This window comes from Roseinatronobacter monicus (assembly GCF_006716865.1).
Taxonomy (GTDB): domain Bacteria; phylum Pseudomonadota; class Alphaproteobacteria; order Rhodobacterales; family Rhodobacteraceae; genus Roseinatronobacter; species Roseinatronobacter monicus.
The window spans coordinates 3,222,401-3,239,740 of record NZ_VFPT01000001.1 but is presented as its reverse complement, the minus strand read 5'-3'; the positions used below and the strand labels follow the sequence as shown (position 1 = coordinate 3,239,740).

17 protein-coding genes are annotated in these 17,340 nt (G+C 61.9%); 1 reads left to right on the top strand and 16 read right to left on the bottom strand.

The features are described 5' to 3' along the window. Positions 1–4 precede the first annotated feature (4 nt). From BD293_RS22750 to BD293_RS15390, 12 genes are all read right to left on the bottom strand, one after another. Positions 5–160, bottom strand: coding sequence for a hypothetical protein (locus BD293_RS22750; RefSeq protein ID WP_170207163.1), 156 nt, complete (start codon positions 158–160; stop codon positions 5–7). Positions 161–173: 13 nt separating this feature from the next. Next, complete coding sequence (locus BD293_RS15440) at positions 174–1,244, bottom strand: Mrp/NBP35 family ATP-binding protein (protein WP_142083227.1); 1,071 nt, start codon at positions 1,242–1,244, stop codon at positions 174–176. A 96-nt stretch (positions 1,245–1,340) separates the two neighbouring features. Next, positions 1,341–2,342 carry a formate dehydrogenase subunit gamma gene (locus BD293_RS15435; RefSeq protein ID WP_142083225.1) on the bottom strand — a complete coding sequence of 334 codons (1,002 nt, stop codon included), beginning with the start codon at positions 2,340–2,342 and terminating at the stop codon, positions 1,341–1,343. A gap of 10 nt (positions 2,343–2,352) precedes the next feature. Next, positions 2,353–2,949 (bottom strand): formate dehydrogenase FDH3 subunit beta, encoded by a 597-nt coding sequence (fdh3B, locus tag BD293_RS15430; protein ID WP_142083222.1) that lies wholly within the window; start codon positions 2,947–2,949, stop codon positions 2,353–2,355. A gap of 15 nt (positions 2,950–2,964) precedes the next feature. Continuing rightward, entirely contained in the window at positions 2,965–5,934 is a 2,970-nt protein-coding gene (locus BD293_RS15425; RefSeq protein ID WP_142083221.1) for a formate dehydrogenase subunit alpha, read from the bottom strand. Next, positions 5,934–6,149 carry a hypothetical protein gene (locus BD293_RS15420; RefSeq protein ID WP_142083219.1) on the bottom strand — a complete coding sequence of 72 codons (216 nt, stop codon included), beginning with the start codon at positions 6,147–6,149 and terminating at the stop codon, positions 5,934–5,936. Before BD293_RS15420 ends, BD293_RS15425 begins: the two co-directional genes overlap by 1 nt. A gap of 70 nt (positions 6,150–6,219) precedes the next feature. Further along, positions 6,220–6,807 carry a TorD/DmsD family molecular chaperone gene (locus tag BD293_RS15415; RefSeq protein ID WP_211841045.1) on the bottom strand — a complete coding sequence of 196 codons (588 nt, stop codon included), beginning with the start codon at positions 6,805–6,807 and terminating at the stop codon, positions 6,220–6,222. A 142-nt stretch (positions 6,808–6,949) separates the two neighbouring features. After that, positions 6,950–7,594 (bottom strand): DUF3306 domain-containing protein, encoded by a 645-nt coding sequence (locus tag BD293_RS15410; protein ID WP_142083216.1) that lies wholly within the window; start codon positions 7,592–7,594, stop codon positions 6,950–6,952. Positions 7,595–7,597: 3 nt separating this feature from the next. Continuing rightward, entirely contained in the window at positions 7,598–8,128 is a 531-nt protein-coding gene (locus tag BD293_RS15405) for a DUF3305 domain-containing protein (RefSeq protein ID WP_142083213.1), read from the bottom strand. Between the two features lie 13 nt (positions 8,129–8,141). Continuing rightward, positions 8,142–9,131 carry a DUF6352 family protein gene (locus tag BD293_RS15400; RefSeq protein ID WP_142083211.1) on the bottom strand — a complete coding sequence of 330 codons (990 nt, stop codon included), beginning with the start codon at positions 9,129–9,131 and terminating at the stop codon, positions 8,142–8,144. Further along, positions 9,131–9,679 carry a DUF6505 family protein gene (locus tag BD293_RS15395; protein ID WP_142083209.1) on the bottom strand — a complete coding sequence of 183 codons (549 nt, stop codon included), beginning with the start codon at positions 9,677–9,679 and terminating at the stop codon, positions 9,131–9,133. Before BD293_RS15395 ends, BD293_RS15400 begins: the two co-directional genes overlap by 1 nt. After that, a complete protein-coding gene (locus BD293_RS15390) occupies positions 9,676–10,410 on the bottom strand; it encodes a biotin/lipoate--protein ligase family protein (protein WP_142083207.1) in 735 nt (244 codons plus the stop codon). The genes BD293_RS15395 and BD293_RS15390 overlap by 4 nt, the downstream gene beginning before the upstream one ends. A 101-nt stretch (positions 10,411–10,511) precedes the next feature. Here BD293_RS15390 and BD293_RS15385 point away from each other — a divergent pair, with 101 nt between their 5' ends. Then, the gene (locus BD293_RS15385; RefSeq protein ID WP_142083205.1) at positions 10,512–12,464 is read left to right on the top strand and encodes a 4Fe-4S dicluster domain-containing protein; all 1,953 of its coding nucleotides are present in this window, start codon (positions 10,512–10,514) and stop codon (positions 12,462–12,464) included. 267 nt (positions 12,465–12,731) lie between these two features. On the opposite strand, the gene BD293_RS15380 is transcribed toward BD293_RS15385, so the two are convergent. The 4 genes from BD293_RS15380 to BD293_RS15365 form a co-directional block, all read right to left on the bottom strand. Next, positions 12,732–14,297: a cisplatin damage response ATP-dependent DNA ligase gene (locus BD293_RS15380; protein ID WP_142084656.1), complete on the bottom strand. Its 1,566-nt coding sequence runs from the start codon at positions 14,295–14,297 to the stop codon at positions 12,732–12,734. Then, positions 14,297–15,304, bottom strand: coding sequence for a ligase-associated DNA damage response exonuclease (locus tag BD293_RS15375; RefSeq protein ID WP_142083202.1), 1,008 nt, complete (start codon positions 15,302–15,304; stop codon positions 14,297–14,299). The genes BD293_RS15380 and BD293_RS15375 overlap by 1 nt, the downstream gene beginning before the upstream one ends. Before the next feature lie 523 nt (positions 15,305–15,827). Beyond that, positions 15,828–16,790: a threonine-phosphate decarboxylase CobD gene (gene cobD, locus BD293_RS15370; RefSeq protein ID WP_142083200.1), complete on the bottom strand. Its 963-nt coding sequence runs from the start codon at positions 16,788–16,790 to the stop codon at positions 15,828–15,830. A gap of 95 nt (positions 16,791–16,885) precedes the next feature. Further along, on the bottom strand, positions 16,886–17,323 hold the full coding sequence (locus BD293_RS15365; RefSeq protein WP_142083197.1) for a YidB family protein: 438 nt from the start codon (positions 17,321–17,323) through the stop codon (positions 16,886–16,888). Positions 17,324–17,340: the final 17 nt, after the last annotated feature.

Below are 17,340 nucleotides of genomic sequence, written 5' to 3'. Positions count from 1 at the left end.
CGGATCAGTTACCGATCAGGTTCGTACCGGGCATATCAACCCGCGCGCCTTCGGTCGTGAAGGCGGCGTGCGAGGGCTGCTGGAACCCGCTATCCAGAAATGTCGCCGCGCCAAAGGCAACGACAACGGCAAAGACGACGGCTGCGAGAAAAGCTTTCATGGGTGGTCTCCTGTCAGGTTTGCACGGGGCGAAGTGCCCGCGCTTCGGGTGTCAGCCCGGCCATCATGGCGCGGGCAATCTGTTGGTAAATCTGGCCCAGCGGCCCATCGGGGTCACGGGCAGTGATGGGCTGGCCCGCATCTGACGCGGCGCGCAATGCCATTGTCAGGGGCACGCCGCCCAAATAGGGCACTTTCAGGCGCGCGGCCTCGGCCTCGGCCCCGCCTTGGCCGAAAATGGCATGGGAATTGCCGCAATCGGGGCAGATGAAATGGGACATATTCTCGACAATCCCAAGGATCGGCACATCCACCTTGCGAAACATGGCAATCCCGCGCCGCGCATCAATCAGCGACAGGTCCTGCGGGGTCGAGACGATAACCGCGCCGGCAAGCTTCGTGCCTTGTGCCAGTGCCAGTTGCGCGTCACCCGTTCCCGGCGGCATATCGACCACCAGCACATCCAGCGCACCCCATTCGACATCGGCCATCATCTGCGTGATGGCGGACATGACCATCGGGCCGCGCCAGACCATCGCGGTTTCAGGCTCGACCAGCAGGCCCATCGACATCGCACTCAGGCCATAAGCCTGCATCGGTTTCAGCTTGCGCCCTGTTCCCATGCTGGGTTTGCCATGCAGGCCCAGAAGGGTCGGCAGTGATGGGCCGTAAATATCTGCGTCCAGTATGCCCACCGACAAACCCTGCGCGCGCAGGGCCAGCGCCAGATTGACAGTTGTGGTCGATTTGCCCACCCCGCCTTTGCCAGAAGCGACAGCGATCACATGGCTGATACCGGCAAGCGGATCGGCCTTGGCTGCCTTGGGCGTCTTGATCTGCGGCGGGGTCGCACGCTCCGAGGTCAGCACCGCGAAAACCGTCGTGACCGATGGCAGCGCGCGCAGCTTTTGCTCAACCGCATCGCGGATCGGGGCGAAGGCCTGCGCCTCATCTGCGGTGATCTGGATCGACAGGCTGACCCGGCCTTGCGCCACATTCAGCCCCGACACCCGGCCAGAGGCCCACAGCCCGGTGCCGTCTGGCAGCAGGACAGTGTCAAGTGTGGTGTGGATCTGGTCGTGCATAGGCGTGGTGTTTCCGGTTGTCGTCTAAGTCCAGTGTCAAAAAAAGCCCGGCCCCATTGCTGGCGCCGGGCGTCGGTCAAGACCCTCCTCCCGGCGTCATTCCGCCGGTGTCGTGACCTGTGTCGTATTGCGCTTTTGCGTGGCTTGGACTTCCTCGACCCACAGCGAATGGTGTTCTTTGGCCCAGTTTTCATCTACCTCGCCAGAGCCCATCGCATCAAACGCGCCTTCCATCCCGACCGAGCCGATATAGATATGCGCGATCACAATGGCCGAGAGTGCCGCTGCAATAAGGGCGTGGATGATCTGGTAGAACTGCCAATCTGCCGCCGACCCAGCAATGCTTGGGAACAAAAGCATAAAGCCGGTATAGGACAGCCCGATCCCGCCGATCACCACAGACCAGAAGATGACCTTCTGACCGGCGTTGAATTTGCGCGCAGGTGGGTGGACACCTTTTTTCAGCAACCCGCCGCCCTGCTTGATCCATTGCAGATCAACCTTGTCGGGGATGTTGTGAATGACCCAGAGCACGATAATCAACGCCAAAGCGACCATGAACGGCCATGCAAGGTAGTTATGCGCGATCTTGCCATAGGCAGAAATCGTGCCAAACACCCCTTCGCCAAACAGCGGCAGGATCACCGATTTACCGATAATCAGGTTCAGACCTGTCAGCGCAAGAATGATAAAGGTCGAAGCAAGCGTCCAATGGGCGAAGCGCTCCACCCAGTTGAAACGCAGGATCGTGCGGCCCGACAAGCCGCTTTCAACCCTGATTTTGCCACGGAACACATAGAACAGCGCCAAAAGCGCGACCATGCCAACCACAGCCACAATCGACAGCGTGTGCAGGGTTTGCCCTTGCAACGCGGCCCATGCCTTGTTGTCGGGCTGGATCAGGTTGCCTGCTGCGCGGTCGGGAATCGTGGTGCGGCCAGAGACAATCGCGTTCTCGCCGGCCAATGCCTGAAACATGGCATCTTCATTGACCGAACTTTCCGTCGGGTTCACCTGCGCTTGCGCCCCCGTGGGTGCGATCAGCCCGAAAGCCGCGACCAGTGACAGGGCAACAAGCAGTCTTGATAGGTAAGTCATCTTGCCCCCCTTAAACAGTTACAGTGTCGCCATAGGCGGTGCGCCAACCCCAGGCACCCGACCCATAGCCGCGTGTGACCACGCGTTCACGGTAGATATCGGCGATGATGTCGCCATCACCCGCCAGCAGCGCCTTGGTCGAGCACATTTCTGCACATAGTGGCAGTTTGCCCTCGGCCAGACGGTTTGCGCCGTATTTGACGTATTCCGCCTGCGACATGTCCGGTTCTGGACCGCCAGAGCAATAGGTGCATTTGTCCATCTTGCCGCGTGTGCCAAAATTGGCGGTTTGCGGGTATTGGGGCGCGCCGAACGGACAGGCATAGCTGCAATAGCCGCAGCCGATGCAGGTGTCCTTGTTGTGCAGAACCACACCGTCATCGGTGGTGTAGAAACACGCCACAGGGCAGACCTCCGCACAGGGGGCGTCGGTGCAATGCATACATGCCATCGAGACAGAGCGTTCGCCCGGCAGACCATCATTGATGGTCACCACGCGGCGGCGGTTAATGCCCCAAGGCACCTCATGCTCGTTTTTGCAGGCGGTCACACAGGCCTGGCATTCAATGCAGCGGTCTGCGTCACACAGGAATTTCATCCGTGCCATTTTGTTAGTCCTCCCTTATGCCGCTGCGATTTGGCAAAGTGTTACTTTGCCTTCATGCATACCGGTCACCGGGTCATAGCCATAAGTCGTGATGACGTTGACCGATTCACCCAAGACGATGGGGTCTGTCCCTTGCGGATAGTTTGCGCGCTGGTCTTCACCCTGGAACCAGCCTGCGAAGTGGAATGGCATAAAGGCCAGACCCTTGTTCACACGCTCTGTCACCAGTGCCTTGACGCGGGCTTTTGATCCGCCTTCTGGACCTGTCACCCAGACCCAGCCCCCATCGACGATGCCGCGTGTGCGGGCGTCTTCGGGGTTGATCTCGACAAACATGTCCTGCTTCAATTCGGCCAGCCACGGGTTCGAGCGGGTTTCTTCGCCGCCGCCCTCGTACTCGACCAACCGGCCAGAGGTGAGGATGATCGGGAAGTCAGTCGCAACGCCGCGATCCACCACATCCTGTTGCACCAGCTTGCCGATATTGGGCATACGCTGCTGGCGGCGGTCGTCATTGGTCGGGTGCTCTGCCACCAGATCAGGACGCGGCGAATAGATCGGCTCGCGGTGTACCGGAATGGGGTCAGGCAGGTTCCATGCAATCGCACGGGCCTTGCCGTTGCCATAAGGCACACAGCCATGCTCGATGGCGACGCGTTGAATACCGCCCGACAGGTCCAGCGACCAGCTGACAGCATCAATGCGCTCTTCGTCACCTTCACCAATCTGCTCGATGACAGCCAGTTCTTCCGCTGTCAGGTCCGAATCCCAGCCCAGTTCTTTCAGCATGCCCATCGTAAACTGCGGATAGCCATCCTCGATTTCCGAACCCACGGGCCAGCTTCCTTCCGCCAGCAGTGTTTCGCCGTCGCGTTCCAGTCCAAAGCGCGGGCGGAAGGCACCGCCCCCCTCTTTGACCGGCAGGTTGGTGTTATACAGGATGTGGCTGCCCGGATGTCTGAACTCAGCCGTGCCCCAGCATGGCCATGGCAGGCCGTAATAGTCGCCCTGAATTTCTTCTGGCGCATCGGGTTTCGCGCGCAAGGTGATCAGGTCGAAATGCTCCTGATTGGCCATATGGGCCTTGAGGCGTTCGGGGCTTTGACCCGTGTAGCCGATGGACCAAGACCCGCGATTGATCTCGCGCAGGATGGATTCCGGGGTTGGTTCCATCCCGAATTTGCCCTGCACCATCTCATATGGCTTGAACATTTCCTCAGCAAAACCAAGCCGTTCGGAAAGGGCGTGGATGACCGCATAGTCATTGTCCGACTCGAAGATCGGATCGACCACCTTCTCGCCCCACTGGATCGACCGGTTGGACGAGGTGCGCGAACCGGCACATTCAAACTGCGTGCAGATCGGCAGCAGATAGGTGTTGTCGGTGCGCGAATGCAAAGCGGCAAAGGTTGTCGGGTGCGGGTCAGCGACGACCAGCAGGTCCAGCGCATCCATACCGCGACGGGCGTCCTGCATCCGTGGCACAGTGTTGCCGCCATGCCCGAAGACAACCATTGCCTTGATATTGTCGCGCTGGTCGATTTCTTCGGTGTCGATGGTCACAGCGTCGAACCACCGGGTCGAGGTGATGCCGGGTATGCCCATGTTCTGCTCGGCCGTGCGCGCATCGCGCCCGCCCTTGGCAGGCACAGCATCGAACCGGTCGATGAAATAGTCGTAAGGCACATCCCAGACGCGGCTCCAATGGCGCCACGCCCCTTCGCCCAAGCCGTAATAGCAAGGCAGGTTGCCCACATCGAGGCCGAAATCCGTAGCACCCTGCACGTTGCAATGGCCGCGGAAAATGTTGGCTCCGGTGCCTTCATGGCCCACATTGCCCGTGGCCAGCAGCAGAATGTTATAGGCCCGCACATTGGCCGTGCCGACAGTGTGCTGCGTGCCGCCCATGCACCAGATAAAGGTTGAGGGGCGTTCCTTGGCGAATGTTTCGGCCACACGCTTGAGGGTGTCGCCATCAATGCCCGAGATATTCTCGACCACATCTGGCGTGTAATCCTTCACGACTTCGCGGACCTGATCCATGCCATAGACGCGCTGCGCCAGATACTCGGTATCTTCCCAGCCATTCTCGAAGATATGCCACAGCATCCCGTTGATGATGGCGATATCTGTGCCGGGCCGGAAGCGGACATATTCGGTCGCATGCGCTGCCGTGCGGGTAAAGCGCGGGTCCAGCACGATGACATTGGCGTTTTGCGTTTCCTTACCTTCAAGGATGTGCTGCATCGAGACGGGGTGCGCCTCGGCTGCGTTGGACCCCATGAAGATCACGGTTTTCGCGTTGCGGATGTCATTGTAGCTGTTGGTCTGCGCGCCGTAACCCCATGTGTTCGCCACACCGGCCACAGTGGTCGAGTGGCAGATACGCGCCTGATGGTCGACATTATTGGTGCCCCAGAAGGCGGCGAATTTGCGGAACAGATACGCCCCTTCATTCGAGAATTTGGCAGACCCCAGCAGATAAACCGAGTCTGCACCGGAATTCTCGCGGATCTCGCCCATCTTCTCGGCAATTTCGTCCAGCGCCTGATCCCAAGAGATGCGCTGCCATTCGCCGCCCACCTTCTTCATCGGGTATTTGATGCGCCGGTCGCCATGCACCAACTCGCGCACCGATGCGCCCTTGGCGCAATGCGTGCCACGGTTGATCGGGCTGCCATAAGCCGGTTCCTGACCGACCCAGACGCCATTTTGCACCTCTGCAATCACGGAACATCCCACGGAACAGTGGGTGCACATATTCTTCTTGATCTCGATGGGCTGGCTGTTGTCGGTAAAGCCAGCAGCCTCCACCCGGCGGGTCATGCCTGCGCCAAGTGTTGAGAGCGCGGCCAGACCGCCCACAGTCAGACCAGAGGCGCGCAGAAAGCTGCGCCGGTCCAGCGGCTTGGCGGCCATACCAGAGGCCATTTGCGACAGGCGGCCAGTCGATGCCGCCTCACGGGTTCTGCGTTTGACGAGCATCAGTTGTCCCCCCGAGGATAGTAGCGGTTGGTGCGATAGAACGTTTCGACATGTTCTGTGACTTGGTAACGCGCGCGGGTACGCTCATCGCCGGTTTGCTGCGCAAAGCTGGGGCGTGCGCCGCCAGCGGTCAGTGCCGCAGCAGAGGCTGCCCCCGTAGCCGCGACACCAAAGAATGCGCGGCGGCTGATCGGATTTCGCTTATCCTGTGCCATGGAACCCTCCCATCTGGCTGGATGCGACAGTACGATTACTGCGTCATCCCGGCTGAAGTTTTGTTTTTGATCATGCCGCGAGCGAGAAGGCCCGCGACTCGATATCTGTAAGCAGCCGACCAATTTCGGCCAGCGGACGATAGAACTGCGCACTGGGCGCAACTGCGAGATCGTCAAAGAATTGTCCTGCCCATGGGGCAATGTGGCGGGCGAAAAACGCGCCCTGCTCGGCCACCGTTGTCTCGATATGTCCTGCGGCCATGTCGGCCATCACTTCCAGCAGCAAGGCGATGTGATCTTCGGGTTCAAACCGGCCTTCGGCGCGCGCCACCCCGATTTGCGCCAGATCGGCGCGCAGAATGGCAAGCGGGCGCTCGTTCAGGAACCCGGTCAGATAGAAGCTGGCATAAGGCAACAGCTCGCCGCGACCGACACCGACAAACAACTCGAAATATTCACGCTCGACCACGCGGGGGTCAGCCTCGGCAGCGGCGGCGGCAAGGGCGGAAAACGCTTGGCCCAAGGCGGTGTCATCGCCGTTAAGCTGCGCAATAGCCTCAAGAAGTGTCTGGTCTGGTGCGGACATCACCAAACGCGCCAGGAAGCGATATTGCTCGCTTCGCGCCGCATCAATCGCAGTAATTGCTGACCCACGCATGGGCTGGCTATCTTGCATGTCTGTCAAGTCCTGTTCGTGCTGATCGCGAAGATGTGCGACAGTATGCAGATAGTAGCGCCAGCGTCCCAAACTGTCCAGACATGACTACATTTATTTGGAGAGTCCGGTCTACGACTAAAGTCTAATCTGGCAATGCGCTGCCATGCCGTCTGCGTTGGGGGGCATCTTCTATATCTGACTGATTTTCTTTGTAATTATTAGTGTCAGGCTGGTCCTGCAATTCAGGTGCAACATCAGAAATCTCAGCCGTTCTCACATCCTCACGTTGCATATGCGGCGGTGCAGAATGATTGACCTGCGACACAGGCTGTGGCGCGGGTTCCCCTTCTGTTACATGCATATTTTCAGCCGCCGCATCGCAGCGTGGACCCGTCAATTCGCGCAGCATTTGCGCGCCTTTTTCCAGACTTGGGCCGATCCCGTCACCGGGTACCCCGCCGGGTGTGTTCCAGTCCCATGCATAGTCCACGGCCGGGTCAACGTGGTCGCGGATGGAAGGGGTCAGCATCCATTTCCGGCGCATTGCGGCATTGCGCAGGGCGTGCGGCACGCCCTTGTGCAAGAACGGGCGAATGTCTGTTTCAATCGTGAACATGTCGATGGGGGGCAGTGCGGCGATGTCTTCTTCGCTAAGTGATTCGACTGCGTCGGACACGATTTCTGGTTCGGGCTGCTCGACCTCTGGCGCTATTGGCGCGGCTTCACCGGCGCGTTTGCGCTTTGACCAGCGGCTGAAGAAGGGTTCATCTTCGGGCGGTTTGGCCATGGCTTACCTCTTTCGCGGGGTGTTGACCCATTTGTCTTCGGGTTGCAGCACGCGCGGGGCATGGGCGGTCATGGCGTTGGGGTCTACGGGCACGCGCTTGCGCTTCTTGAAGGGCATGTCGACATGATGCGCCGCAATGAAATCGGCCACGCGGGCGCGGATCGCCTCTGGCATGGGTACGGCTTCGACCATCAGGTCCAGATCAGAGGCATAGCCTTCCCCCTCATACGGGTCGGCGGTGACATCGACAATCTCGGCGCGCAGCGGGTCTTGACCGCGCATCGCCACCCAGACCGAGGGGCGCCCGGAGTGCAGATTGTCGTTGTGATGGCCCGTGTCGCCCGAATACAGCACCATATCACGCCCGCCCATATACCACGTCTCGACCCCGTCTTGCGTGTGCAAAAGCGTATGCGCTGCCGCGTCAGGTTCCTGCGGCAGAACAGCAATGGGCCGCAATTCACCGCTGCCCCATTTGGTCACAGGGGGGCGGCGGATTGCCAGAACGGACACGCGCAAGATTTCCTGTGGCATTGTGCCTTGTCCTTCAGTTCAGCGCAGGCTCTGCCAAGGGCAGACCCGTTAGCAGGTTTTGTGGCTTCATGCGGATCGCACCATCTGCCCCAAGGCCAAGGATCAGCCATATGGGTTGCCCGCGCAACTCTGGCCGGATGCGTGTGCTGTCCGCGACCTCCAGCCGGAATAGCCCGACAAGTGTAGCGGGCATTGGCTGCCCATGCCAGAGCGCATTGCCAATCGCCGTGCCCACCGGGTCCAGCCCCACAAACCAGCGCAAATCGACATCATCCGCGCGGCTTTGGGGGGTTATCGTCACCTCCAGCCCCAGCATATGACGAACAAAGGCTTCGATCGCCTGCGCCATACCGCGCCGCGCTTCCGGGTCGCCGCCGAAATTCAGCACCATCGTATGTGCGTCCGAGCGCGACCAATACGTCCATTCATTGCCGCCGCCCAACACATCAAGGCTGTCCACCCCGCCCGAGAACATGGCCGTCAACGGCGAGGCGTGCATTTCCTGCTCATACAACTGCACCAACTCTTCGTCCGCCATCAGCAGTTTGTTGTCCTTCACATGGCTGCGCTGGGGGCGAAAGAAGCATTCGGCGGCGCGCAAGACCTGCGGGTCGTCGCAGCCATCCAGCGCATTGCGCAGGATCAGTTGCACCAGTTGCGCCATGAAAACAGCAGGCACCGTAACCCCGTCGCGCACAATCTGTGCATAGCCCTCCTCGACCGACCCTGCCGCCAGCAACCTGTCGCGCAACCCCAGCAGATAGCGCCAGTTTTCCTGCGCATCACGATCTTTCAGCGCGGTCAGTTCCATCTCCGACACTTTTGCGCGCGGGCTGGCGGTCAGCCGCTTGTGCAAGCCGCGCTCTGCCGCGCAGGCGTCATGCGGGGGCAGCACTTCGGGGCGGGCCAGCCATGCAAGGATCAACTCATCCGTGACCAGCATCCGCCCTGCACGATCCAACCCTGTCAGATGGTGGCCAGAGGCAACCCAGAATTCCGGCATCAGTCGTCCCCCCTCAGGGCGAAAAGGTCGACATGATCCTCGACCTCCTCCTCGATAAAATGAAACGCGCGGTCATGGCCTTGTAGGTGCGTGCCTGAAAAGGCCGTCTCGTCGCGCGGTTTGAGCGTGCGGAACTGCTCGACGATGGCACCATCCTTGTGGCGGCGATGCAGCGCGATCAGCGTGTTCAGCGGATGCGCCGCACACAGGCTTTCCGCAAGCGCCACTTCTTCCTCGGCGGCAGGCAGTGCGGCGTCCAGTGACGGCGCGCCCAGATGGGTGATAAGGTTTTCGGCCAGCCGCGCAACCATTTCGGCGCGCTCGTCCTGACTGGCCTCTTGCACAGTCACCAGCGTGGAATGCCCGAAACTGGCCACCCCAAGAAAACCCGACCGAAAGGCAATCGCGTCCTTGCGCGACAATGTGTCTGGCGGGCGCCCCCAGAACAGGAATGTCCCCGGCACCGCCCATTCGCCCGGCTCTGCCGCGTGCGCGAACACCACCCCGTCAGACGCATCCAGCCGTATGGTGCGCGGCAGGCGGGTCACAGCTTTGGCCCCTGCGCATCACGCCAGCCGGTTTTGCCCAACCCCTCCAGCAGCGGGGCCGAGCGTTTGCCGCCGCTCGACGGCGTGACCTCAACCAGACGGTCCCCCTCGATCCGGCGCACCCCGCGCAACAGCGGCGGGTCAATCCGCATCAGATAGCGGTTGGTCACAGCCTCGATCCCGTCATGCGCCCACCGGTCGAAATACAGCATCATATAACTGGCAAAGGTCGAGATGATGTCTTCGGCAGGATCAAACGCCTCTTCCTTCAACGAGGTCGAGCTGGCCAAGGCCCCCGGCTCTGTCAGCTGGTCGCGGTCCGCAATCAGCTCGGCTGCGAAAACCATCCAGTCGGGCACATCCTCCGGCCCTGTGCCGGGGGCAACGGCAAACCGCCCCCCGCCAAGGCGCGCCTTGTCAAACAGCACCTCATCGGGCCAGTTCATGCGGACAGACCGTTCTGGCGGGCAATGGGCGGCCAGCGCATCTGCAACCGCCACCATACCCAGCAAAAACGCCATCTGCGCCTCTGCAAGCGGCTGCTCCGGCTCCAGCACCACCGCAAAGGCCACCAGCCCAGGTGCCTGATGCACCACCAATGTGCCCGCGCCTTCGGTCGGGGCAAGATCTGACGCCACTTGCAATACGTCGGCCTGCTCTGTGCGGTGCAGGGTATATGGCGGCGGTAGGATTATTTTGCCCGACTCATCGGTTTCAAACGCGGTTTGCATTCATCCTCCCTGTAACCTTATCGCCTTGGGTGCTACCCATTGGGGCGCTTACGGTTTATATCCCCTTCAGATAGTCCAGCCAGAGGCGAGAGAAAAGCCCGATGCAAGATCAAACCAAAACCCGCCTTGTCTGTACCTGCGAAGGGACAATGACCGTCGATGCTGAAAAGCTCGGGGGTGAGGGGCGTGCCGCCAGTCAGTTATGCCGCGCACAGCTGGATCATTTCCGCACCGCACTTGGTGAATTCGCAGATGTGACAGTCGCCTGCACGCAAGAATCGCCGCTTTTCACCGAACTGGCCGAGGATGCGGGCTATGAGGGCAGCTTGCGTTTCGTCAATATCCGCGAAACCGCAGGCTGGTCGAGCGATGGCAAACGCGCCGCACCCAAGATGGCCGCGCTGCTGGCCATGGCCGAACTGGACGCCACCCCCTTCGATGTGGTTAGCCTTGAAAGCAATGGCATCGCCCTTGTTCTGGGGCGTGATTCTGTTGCGCTGGATGTGGCGCGCCAATTGTCTGAAACGCTGGATATCACTGTGTTGCTGACGCCCGGCGCAGATGTCATGCCGCCGCGCCAGACCACATGGCCGGTGTTGCAAGGGCGCATTCGCCGCGCCGAAGGCCACTTGGGCGCGTTTGAGCTGACAGTGGATGACTACGCCGCACCCGCGCCCTCGTCCCGCGCCAAGCTGGAATTTGAAGGTGCGCGCAACGGGGCCGTGTCGCGCTGCGATCTGGTGATCGACCTTACGGCTGGGCAAGCGCTGTTCCACGAAACCCGCCCCGGCTATTTCCGCGCCGACCCGCGCGACGCGGCAGCGATTGCACGACTGGTAACGCAGGCGGGCCAGATGGTGGGCACATTCGACAAGCCCAAATACATTGATTTCACGCCCGATCTGTGCGCGCATTCGCGCAACACGGTGACCGGCTGCACCCGCTGTCTGGACCTGTGCCCGACAGGGGCAATCACTCCGGCGGGCGACACAGTTGCGATTGATCCCAACATTTGCGCCGGCTGCGGGCAATGTGCCGCTGCCTGCCCGACAGGGGCCGCCGCCTATGCGCTGCCTGTGGTGGACAATATCGCCGCCCGCCTGCGCGTGGGCTTGGCCGCGTATTTCGATGCGGGCGCGAAAGATGCACCCGTGATCCTGTTCCACGATGAGGGGCATGGCGCACCGCTGATAGATGCCAGTGCGCGGTTCGGGCGTGGCCTGCCCGCGCATGTGATCCCGGTGCAGGTCAATGAACCCAGCCAGATCGGGCCGGAACTGATGGCCGCAGCATTGGCCTACGGCGCGGGCGCAGTGCATGTGCTGGCCAAGGAACGCCCTGCCCACCCGTTGGACGGGCTGGCAGACAGCCTTGCCCTGCTGGATGTTGTCTGCACAGAGACAGGCCATAGCGCGGGCCTGTGCACGCTGATCCAGACCGATGACCCCGACGCATTGGACACCGCGTTGTGGCACCCGGCCACACCTGCACGCGCCAAACGCTCGCGTTTTTTGCCACCCCATGACAAGCGCGGCTTGCTGGTGCTGGCAATGGCGGAACTGAACCAGACCGCCCCGCAACCGGCCGAGGTGATTGCCCTGCCGCAAGGCGCGCCATTCGGGCGGGTCGATCTGGACCTTGACGCCTGCACGCTGTGTCTGGCCTGCGTAGGTGCCTGCCCCACAGGGGCGCTGTCGGACAATCCCGACATGCCGATGCTGCGCTTCACCGAAAGTGCTTGCGTGCAATGCGGTATCTGTGCGGCCACCTGCCCCGAACAGGCCATCACACTGGCCCCGCAGATGGATTTCGACGCATGGGCCGCGCCCAAACGCATCCTGAAGGAAGAAGAGCCTTTCGCCTGCACCTCTTGCGGCAAGGCCTTCGGCACACGCGCCAGCATTGACCGCGTGATGGAAAAACTCGACGGGCACTGGATGTTCTCAGGCGCAGCGGGGGCCGAGCGCAAACGCCTGCTGACTATGTGCGAGGATTGCCGCACGCGCGAGGTGGTGATCGCGGGCTTTGATCCGCACGAGAAGGCCGATAGCTGAGAGGCGCTTACGGACGAGGCCGGACATGAGGATCAAGGCGCGGTTCCCCAGCGCGGAATCAAGGGCGTCAGCCCGCCGCGCATCGCCGGGCCGCAACCACGGCACGGCGATTTGGCTGACATAAGCACAACGCTCTGATCTTACGCGGATTTGGTTGGCATAAACCGCTGTAGCAGAACGCGAGGATCGCCATACCGCGGCCCGACGCTGCGCGGCTTGATTTCCGTTTCAGCGACCACAAAACGCGCCAAATCAAGCGCCCGAACCCTATTGCGGCGGCAAAAGGCGCAGCAGCGCGTCCAGATGGTCCGCCTCTGACGCGGGCTTGTCATCGCGGATGCGCGAGATGCGCGGGAACCGCATCGCCACGCCCGATTTGTGGCGGGGCGAGCGGTTCAGCCCCTCAAACGCCACCTCAACCACTTTCTCCGGCTTCACCGCGCGCACAGGGCCGAACCGATCCACAGTATTGTCGCGGACGAAACGATCCAATGCTTTCAATTCAGCATCCGTGAACCCGAAATAGGCCTTGCCCACGGGCACCAGCGTATCCCCATCCCACAGCCCGAAGGTAAAATCCGAATAATAGCCCGAACGTTTGCCATGCCCGCGCTGCGCATACAGCAGCACAGCATCCACCAGCATCGGGTCGCGCTTCCATTTGAACCAATGCCCCTTGATCCGGCCCGCCAGATAGGGGCTGTCGCGGTGTTTTATCATCACCCCCTCAATGACCGTTTCAGGCGGGGCCGCGCGCAGGGCGGCCAGCCTGTCCCAATCCTCAAATGGCAGCAGCCCAGACAGATCAACGCGCGCAGGATCAAGGGTTTGCACGGCGGCCTCCAATTCCTTGCGCCGCTGCGCAAACGGCAAGGCGCGCAGATCACGCCCCTGCCAGAGCATCACATCATACACCCGCAACGCCGCCGGGTGCGAGGCCAGCATAGCGGCACTGACCCGCTTGCGCCCCAAACGGGTTTGCAGGTCGTTAAACGGGGCCACCTGATCGCCCCGCCGCACCAGCAATTCGCCATCCAGCGCCCCGTCAAAATCCATCGCGGCAATCACATCGGGAAAGGCCGCCGAAATATCATCGCCCGTGCGCGAATAAAGCCGCTTTGTGCCGCCCTCGGATACGGCCTGCACGCGGATGCCGTCCCATTTCCATTCGGCGACGTAGTCGGCGGGGTCCAGCACGGCCAGGGCTTCCGGGTCGGTGGGGGTGGACAGCATGACGGGCCGGAAAGGGGCAAGGGCGGCGCTAACCGGTTTGGGGCCATTTTCCGCCCAGTGAAAAAGGCTTTCATAGGGCGGCGAAAGTCCATGCCAGATTTCCTCGACCTCGGCCACCTCCAGCGCGCCGTAATCGGCCACCGCCTGCCGCGCCAAACGCGCTGACACGCCCACGCGCAACCCCCCTGTTGCAAGCTTCAGATAGGCATAGCGCTGCGACGCTGTCAGCCCGTCCAGCCGCGCGGCGATAAGCGGGGCGAGGTCTGCCTTGGGCGTGCGTTGCAATTCATCCACCAACGCGTGCAAGGGCACATCCTGCACGGCGCCCGTTACGGGCCAGATCAGCGCAATGGTTTCGGCCAGATCACCGACGAAATCATAGGACAGGGCGAACAACTCTGCATCCACCCGCTCTGCCACCAAGGCCCGCAGCAACGACGGCGTAACTGCGCGCAATTCCAGATCGCCTGTCAGGGCGGCCAGTGCCAGCCCACGGTCAGGGTCGGGGGTGGCGGCGAAATATCCCGCCAGATGTGCGAGTTTCAGCGTGCGGCGGGGGGTGAAGGCCAACCGTTCCAGCAAATCCGCAAAGCCGCCGATCATTCCGGTTCATCCTCATAGCCCACCAACCGCAAAGGGCGCGCTTTGCGCTGATGCATCTCGCACCAGCGCAGGAGTGCCTCCTCGCGCCCATGGGTGACCCATGTCTCCGCCGGATCAAGCTCGGTTATGGTCTGGGTCAGTTGTGGCCAGTCCACATGGTCGGAAATGACCAGCGGCAGTTCAACCCCCCGCTGGCGCGCCCGCGCCCGCACCATCATCCAGCCAGAGGCGAAACAGATCACAGGGTCGGGAAAGCGCTGCGCCCATGTCGCCGCAAAGGCCGAAGGCGGGGCCAGAATGATCGCGCCTGCAAAATCGCCCTTCTTCCCCCGCGCCACCGTTGCGGGCCGTAGATCGCCAAGGGGGATGCCTTGGGCGATGTGATAATCGCAGAGTTTCTGCAATGCGCCATGAATATAGATGGGCGCATCATAGCCCGCGTCGCGCAGCAGCATGATGACGCGCTGCGCCTTGCCCAAAGCATATGCGCCGACCAGATGCGCGCGGTCGGGGAAATCCGCAACCGAGGTGAGCAGTTTAGCGATTTCAACCTTCGGGTCGGGGTGGCGAAAAACCGGCAGCGCGAAGGTGGCTTCTGTCACCAGAATGTCGCATGGCACCGGTTCCCACGGGGCGCAGGCGGCATTCGGGGTGCGGGTGTAATCGCCTGTCACCACAATGCGCCCGCCCGCCCCTGCAATACATATCTGCGCCGAGCCGAGCACATGACCTGCGGGGTGAAAGCTGACCTCGACCCCGCCAATCCGGCTGACCCCTACGGCCACCTGCTGGGATTGCGCGAAATCCGCGCCATAGCGCAGCGCCATGATATCCAGCGTCTGGCGCGTGGCCATGACAGCCCCGTGGCCCGCGCGGGCGTGGTCGGCATGGCCGTGGGTGATCAGTGCACGCGCCACCGGGCGCACCGGATCGACGAAGAAATCGCCATCCGGGCAATACAACCCCTCGGGGCGGAGTATCAGCGGGGGGGGCTTGGCGGGCATGAGGGGTACGCCTGCTGTGAAGGGGTTGACCTTAAATCATAGCACGCAGGCAAGTCAGGCCAAGCGCGCAGTCGGAAAAGCGTTATCAGTCCGGTGTCCGCCAGTTGGGATGTGATGATCGGTGCCGGACGCTACATTTCCCATTACGCGATGACGTCGGCCCTTGTCGCACGCCTGCGGAATGCGTCGACTGAGCATGTCGCGGACGGTAGAGGCAAAGCACCAAGCGCGGAATCAAGGCGCGCCGCGCCGCCGCGCATCGCCGGGCCGCACCCACGGCACGGCGATTTGGCTGCCGCAAGCGCAAAATCTGATGTCTCACGGATTTGGCCAGCATAAAGTGCCACAAATCTGTGCGGGGATCGCCGCGCCGCGGCCCGACGCTGCGCGGCTTTGCACCCAGAAACGCATTGTCTGGAACCTCCCGCATCGCTGCCCTTTGAGACTGGTCGCGACCGTCTTGTTGAGTGGTGAACGCGATCGGGCGTATCCTCACCTGTCTAAATGTGTAGCGGCAGACGGCTTAGGTTTTGCCCGGAATTGCTGCCGCCAGTCGTGCCCATTCCGCCGTGTTGCCCGGCAAGCCAAGGCGCAGCCAATGGGGGGAATAGGGGAAAATGCGGCTCCAGATCTGCGCGCGGGCAAGGGTGGATTGCGCGCGTGCTGCATCTGGCGTGGCATAGGTGCGAAACAGCGCCGTGCCGCCCACAAGCGCCCATCCGGCACGCTGAGCCAAGGTGTCAAGCCGTGCCACATCCGCGCGCAGGCGGGTGCACGTCTGGTCGTGCCATGCGGCATCTGTCAGCGCGATGCGCCCCATTTCCAGCGCCGGCCCGCTGACGGGCCAAGGGCCGGCCATTTCGGCCAAGCCCGCCACGCGTTCCGGCCCCGCAAAGGCAAAACCCAGACGCAGCCCGGCCAGTCCCCAGAATTTGCCAAAGGAGCGCAGCACGATCAACCTGTCGCAAGCATGGGCGGCAAGCGACAGGTCCGGCACCGCATCGGCAAAGCTTTCATCGACGACAAGGCACCCCACCTGCTGCGACAGGGCGCGCAAGCGCTTTGGGTCATGGTGGCGCCCGTCGGGGTTGTTGGGGTTCACGACGATGGCCAGATCTGCGCCTGCCAATGCGCCGATCTCGTCCACCTCGGTCACCTGCCAGCCAGCGGCGCGCAGGCAGGCGGCGTGTTCGTTATAGGTGGGGGCCAACACCTTGGCGTGTCCTGCTGTCAGCAGATGCGGGATCATCTGGATCGCCGCCTGTGCGCCTGCGAGCGCCACGCCCAAGCTATCGGTTCGGTACGCGTGCCGCGCGGCCTGCATCAGCGCATTTTGCGCCGCGCGGGTGGGCAGGTCCGTCCAGACATGGGCGGGCAGGTCAGGCAGGGGGTAGGGGCAGCGGTTGATGCCGGTGGACAGGTCGATCCAATCCAGCCCGCCAAAGCGGGCTTGTGCCTGATCTATGTTTCCACCGTGGTCGCGCATGGGGGGCTGGTCCGCTTTGCCTGTGATCCTGTGCCTGTATCAGAGGATCGTTGCAAGGGGGAACAGGCTGTTGTGCCGCAGTGCGGGGGGTGGGGTCAGACCTGCCCATCCAGAAAGCCGCCCAGCATGGATTGGATTTGTACCAAATCCAGCGATTGCGCGGCTTCGTTCGGGGACAGCCTGTCGACCATCAGCGGCAGGGCGTGCGACAGCGCACCCGTGGCCTCGGACGGGGTCATCTTGGCCTGTGCGGCCAATTGGTCTACCACCTTGCCGCCCAGTGCGTGCTGGATATCTTCCGGCGAAACTGGGGTGTTCGGGCCAGAGCCAAGCCATGTGGCGACAGTATCGCCCAAGCCCGCGTTCTGAAACCGCGCCACCAGCCCCGGCAGACCGCCAATCGGGCTGTCTTCGGACAACAGGGCCATTATGGCTTGCATCAGTTTGGGGTTTTGCGTCACGATTGTGGCCAGATCTGCGTGTCCGCCTGCACCCGGAAAAACTGCATCCGCGAGGGATTTTAACAAACTCATTAAAACATTCCTACAAA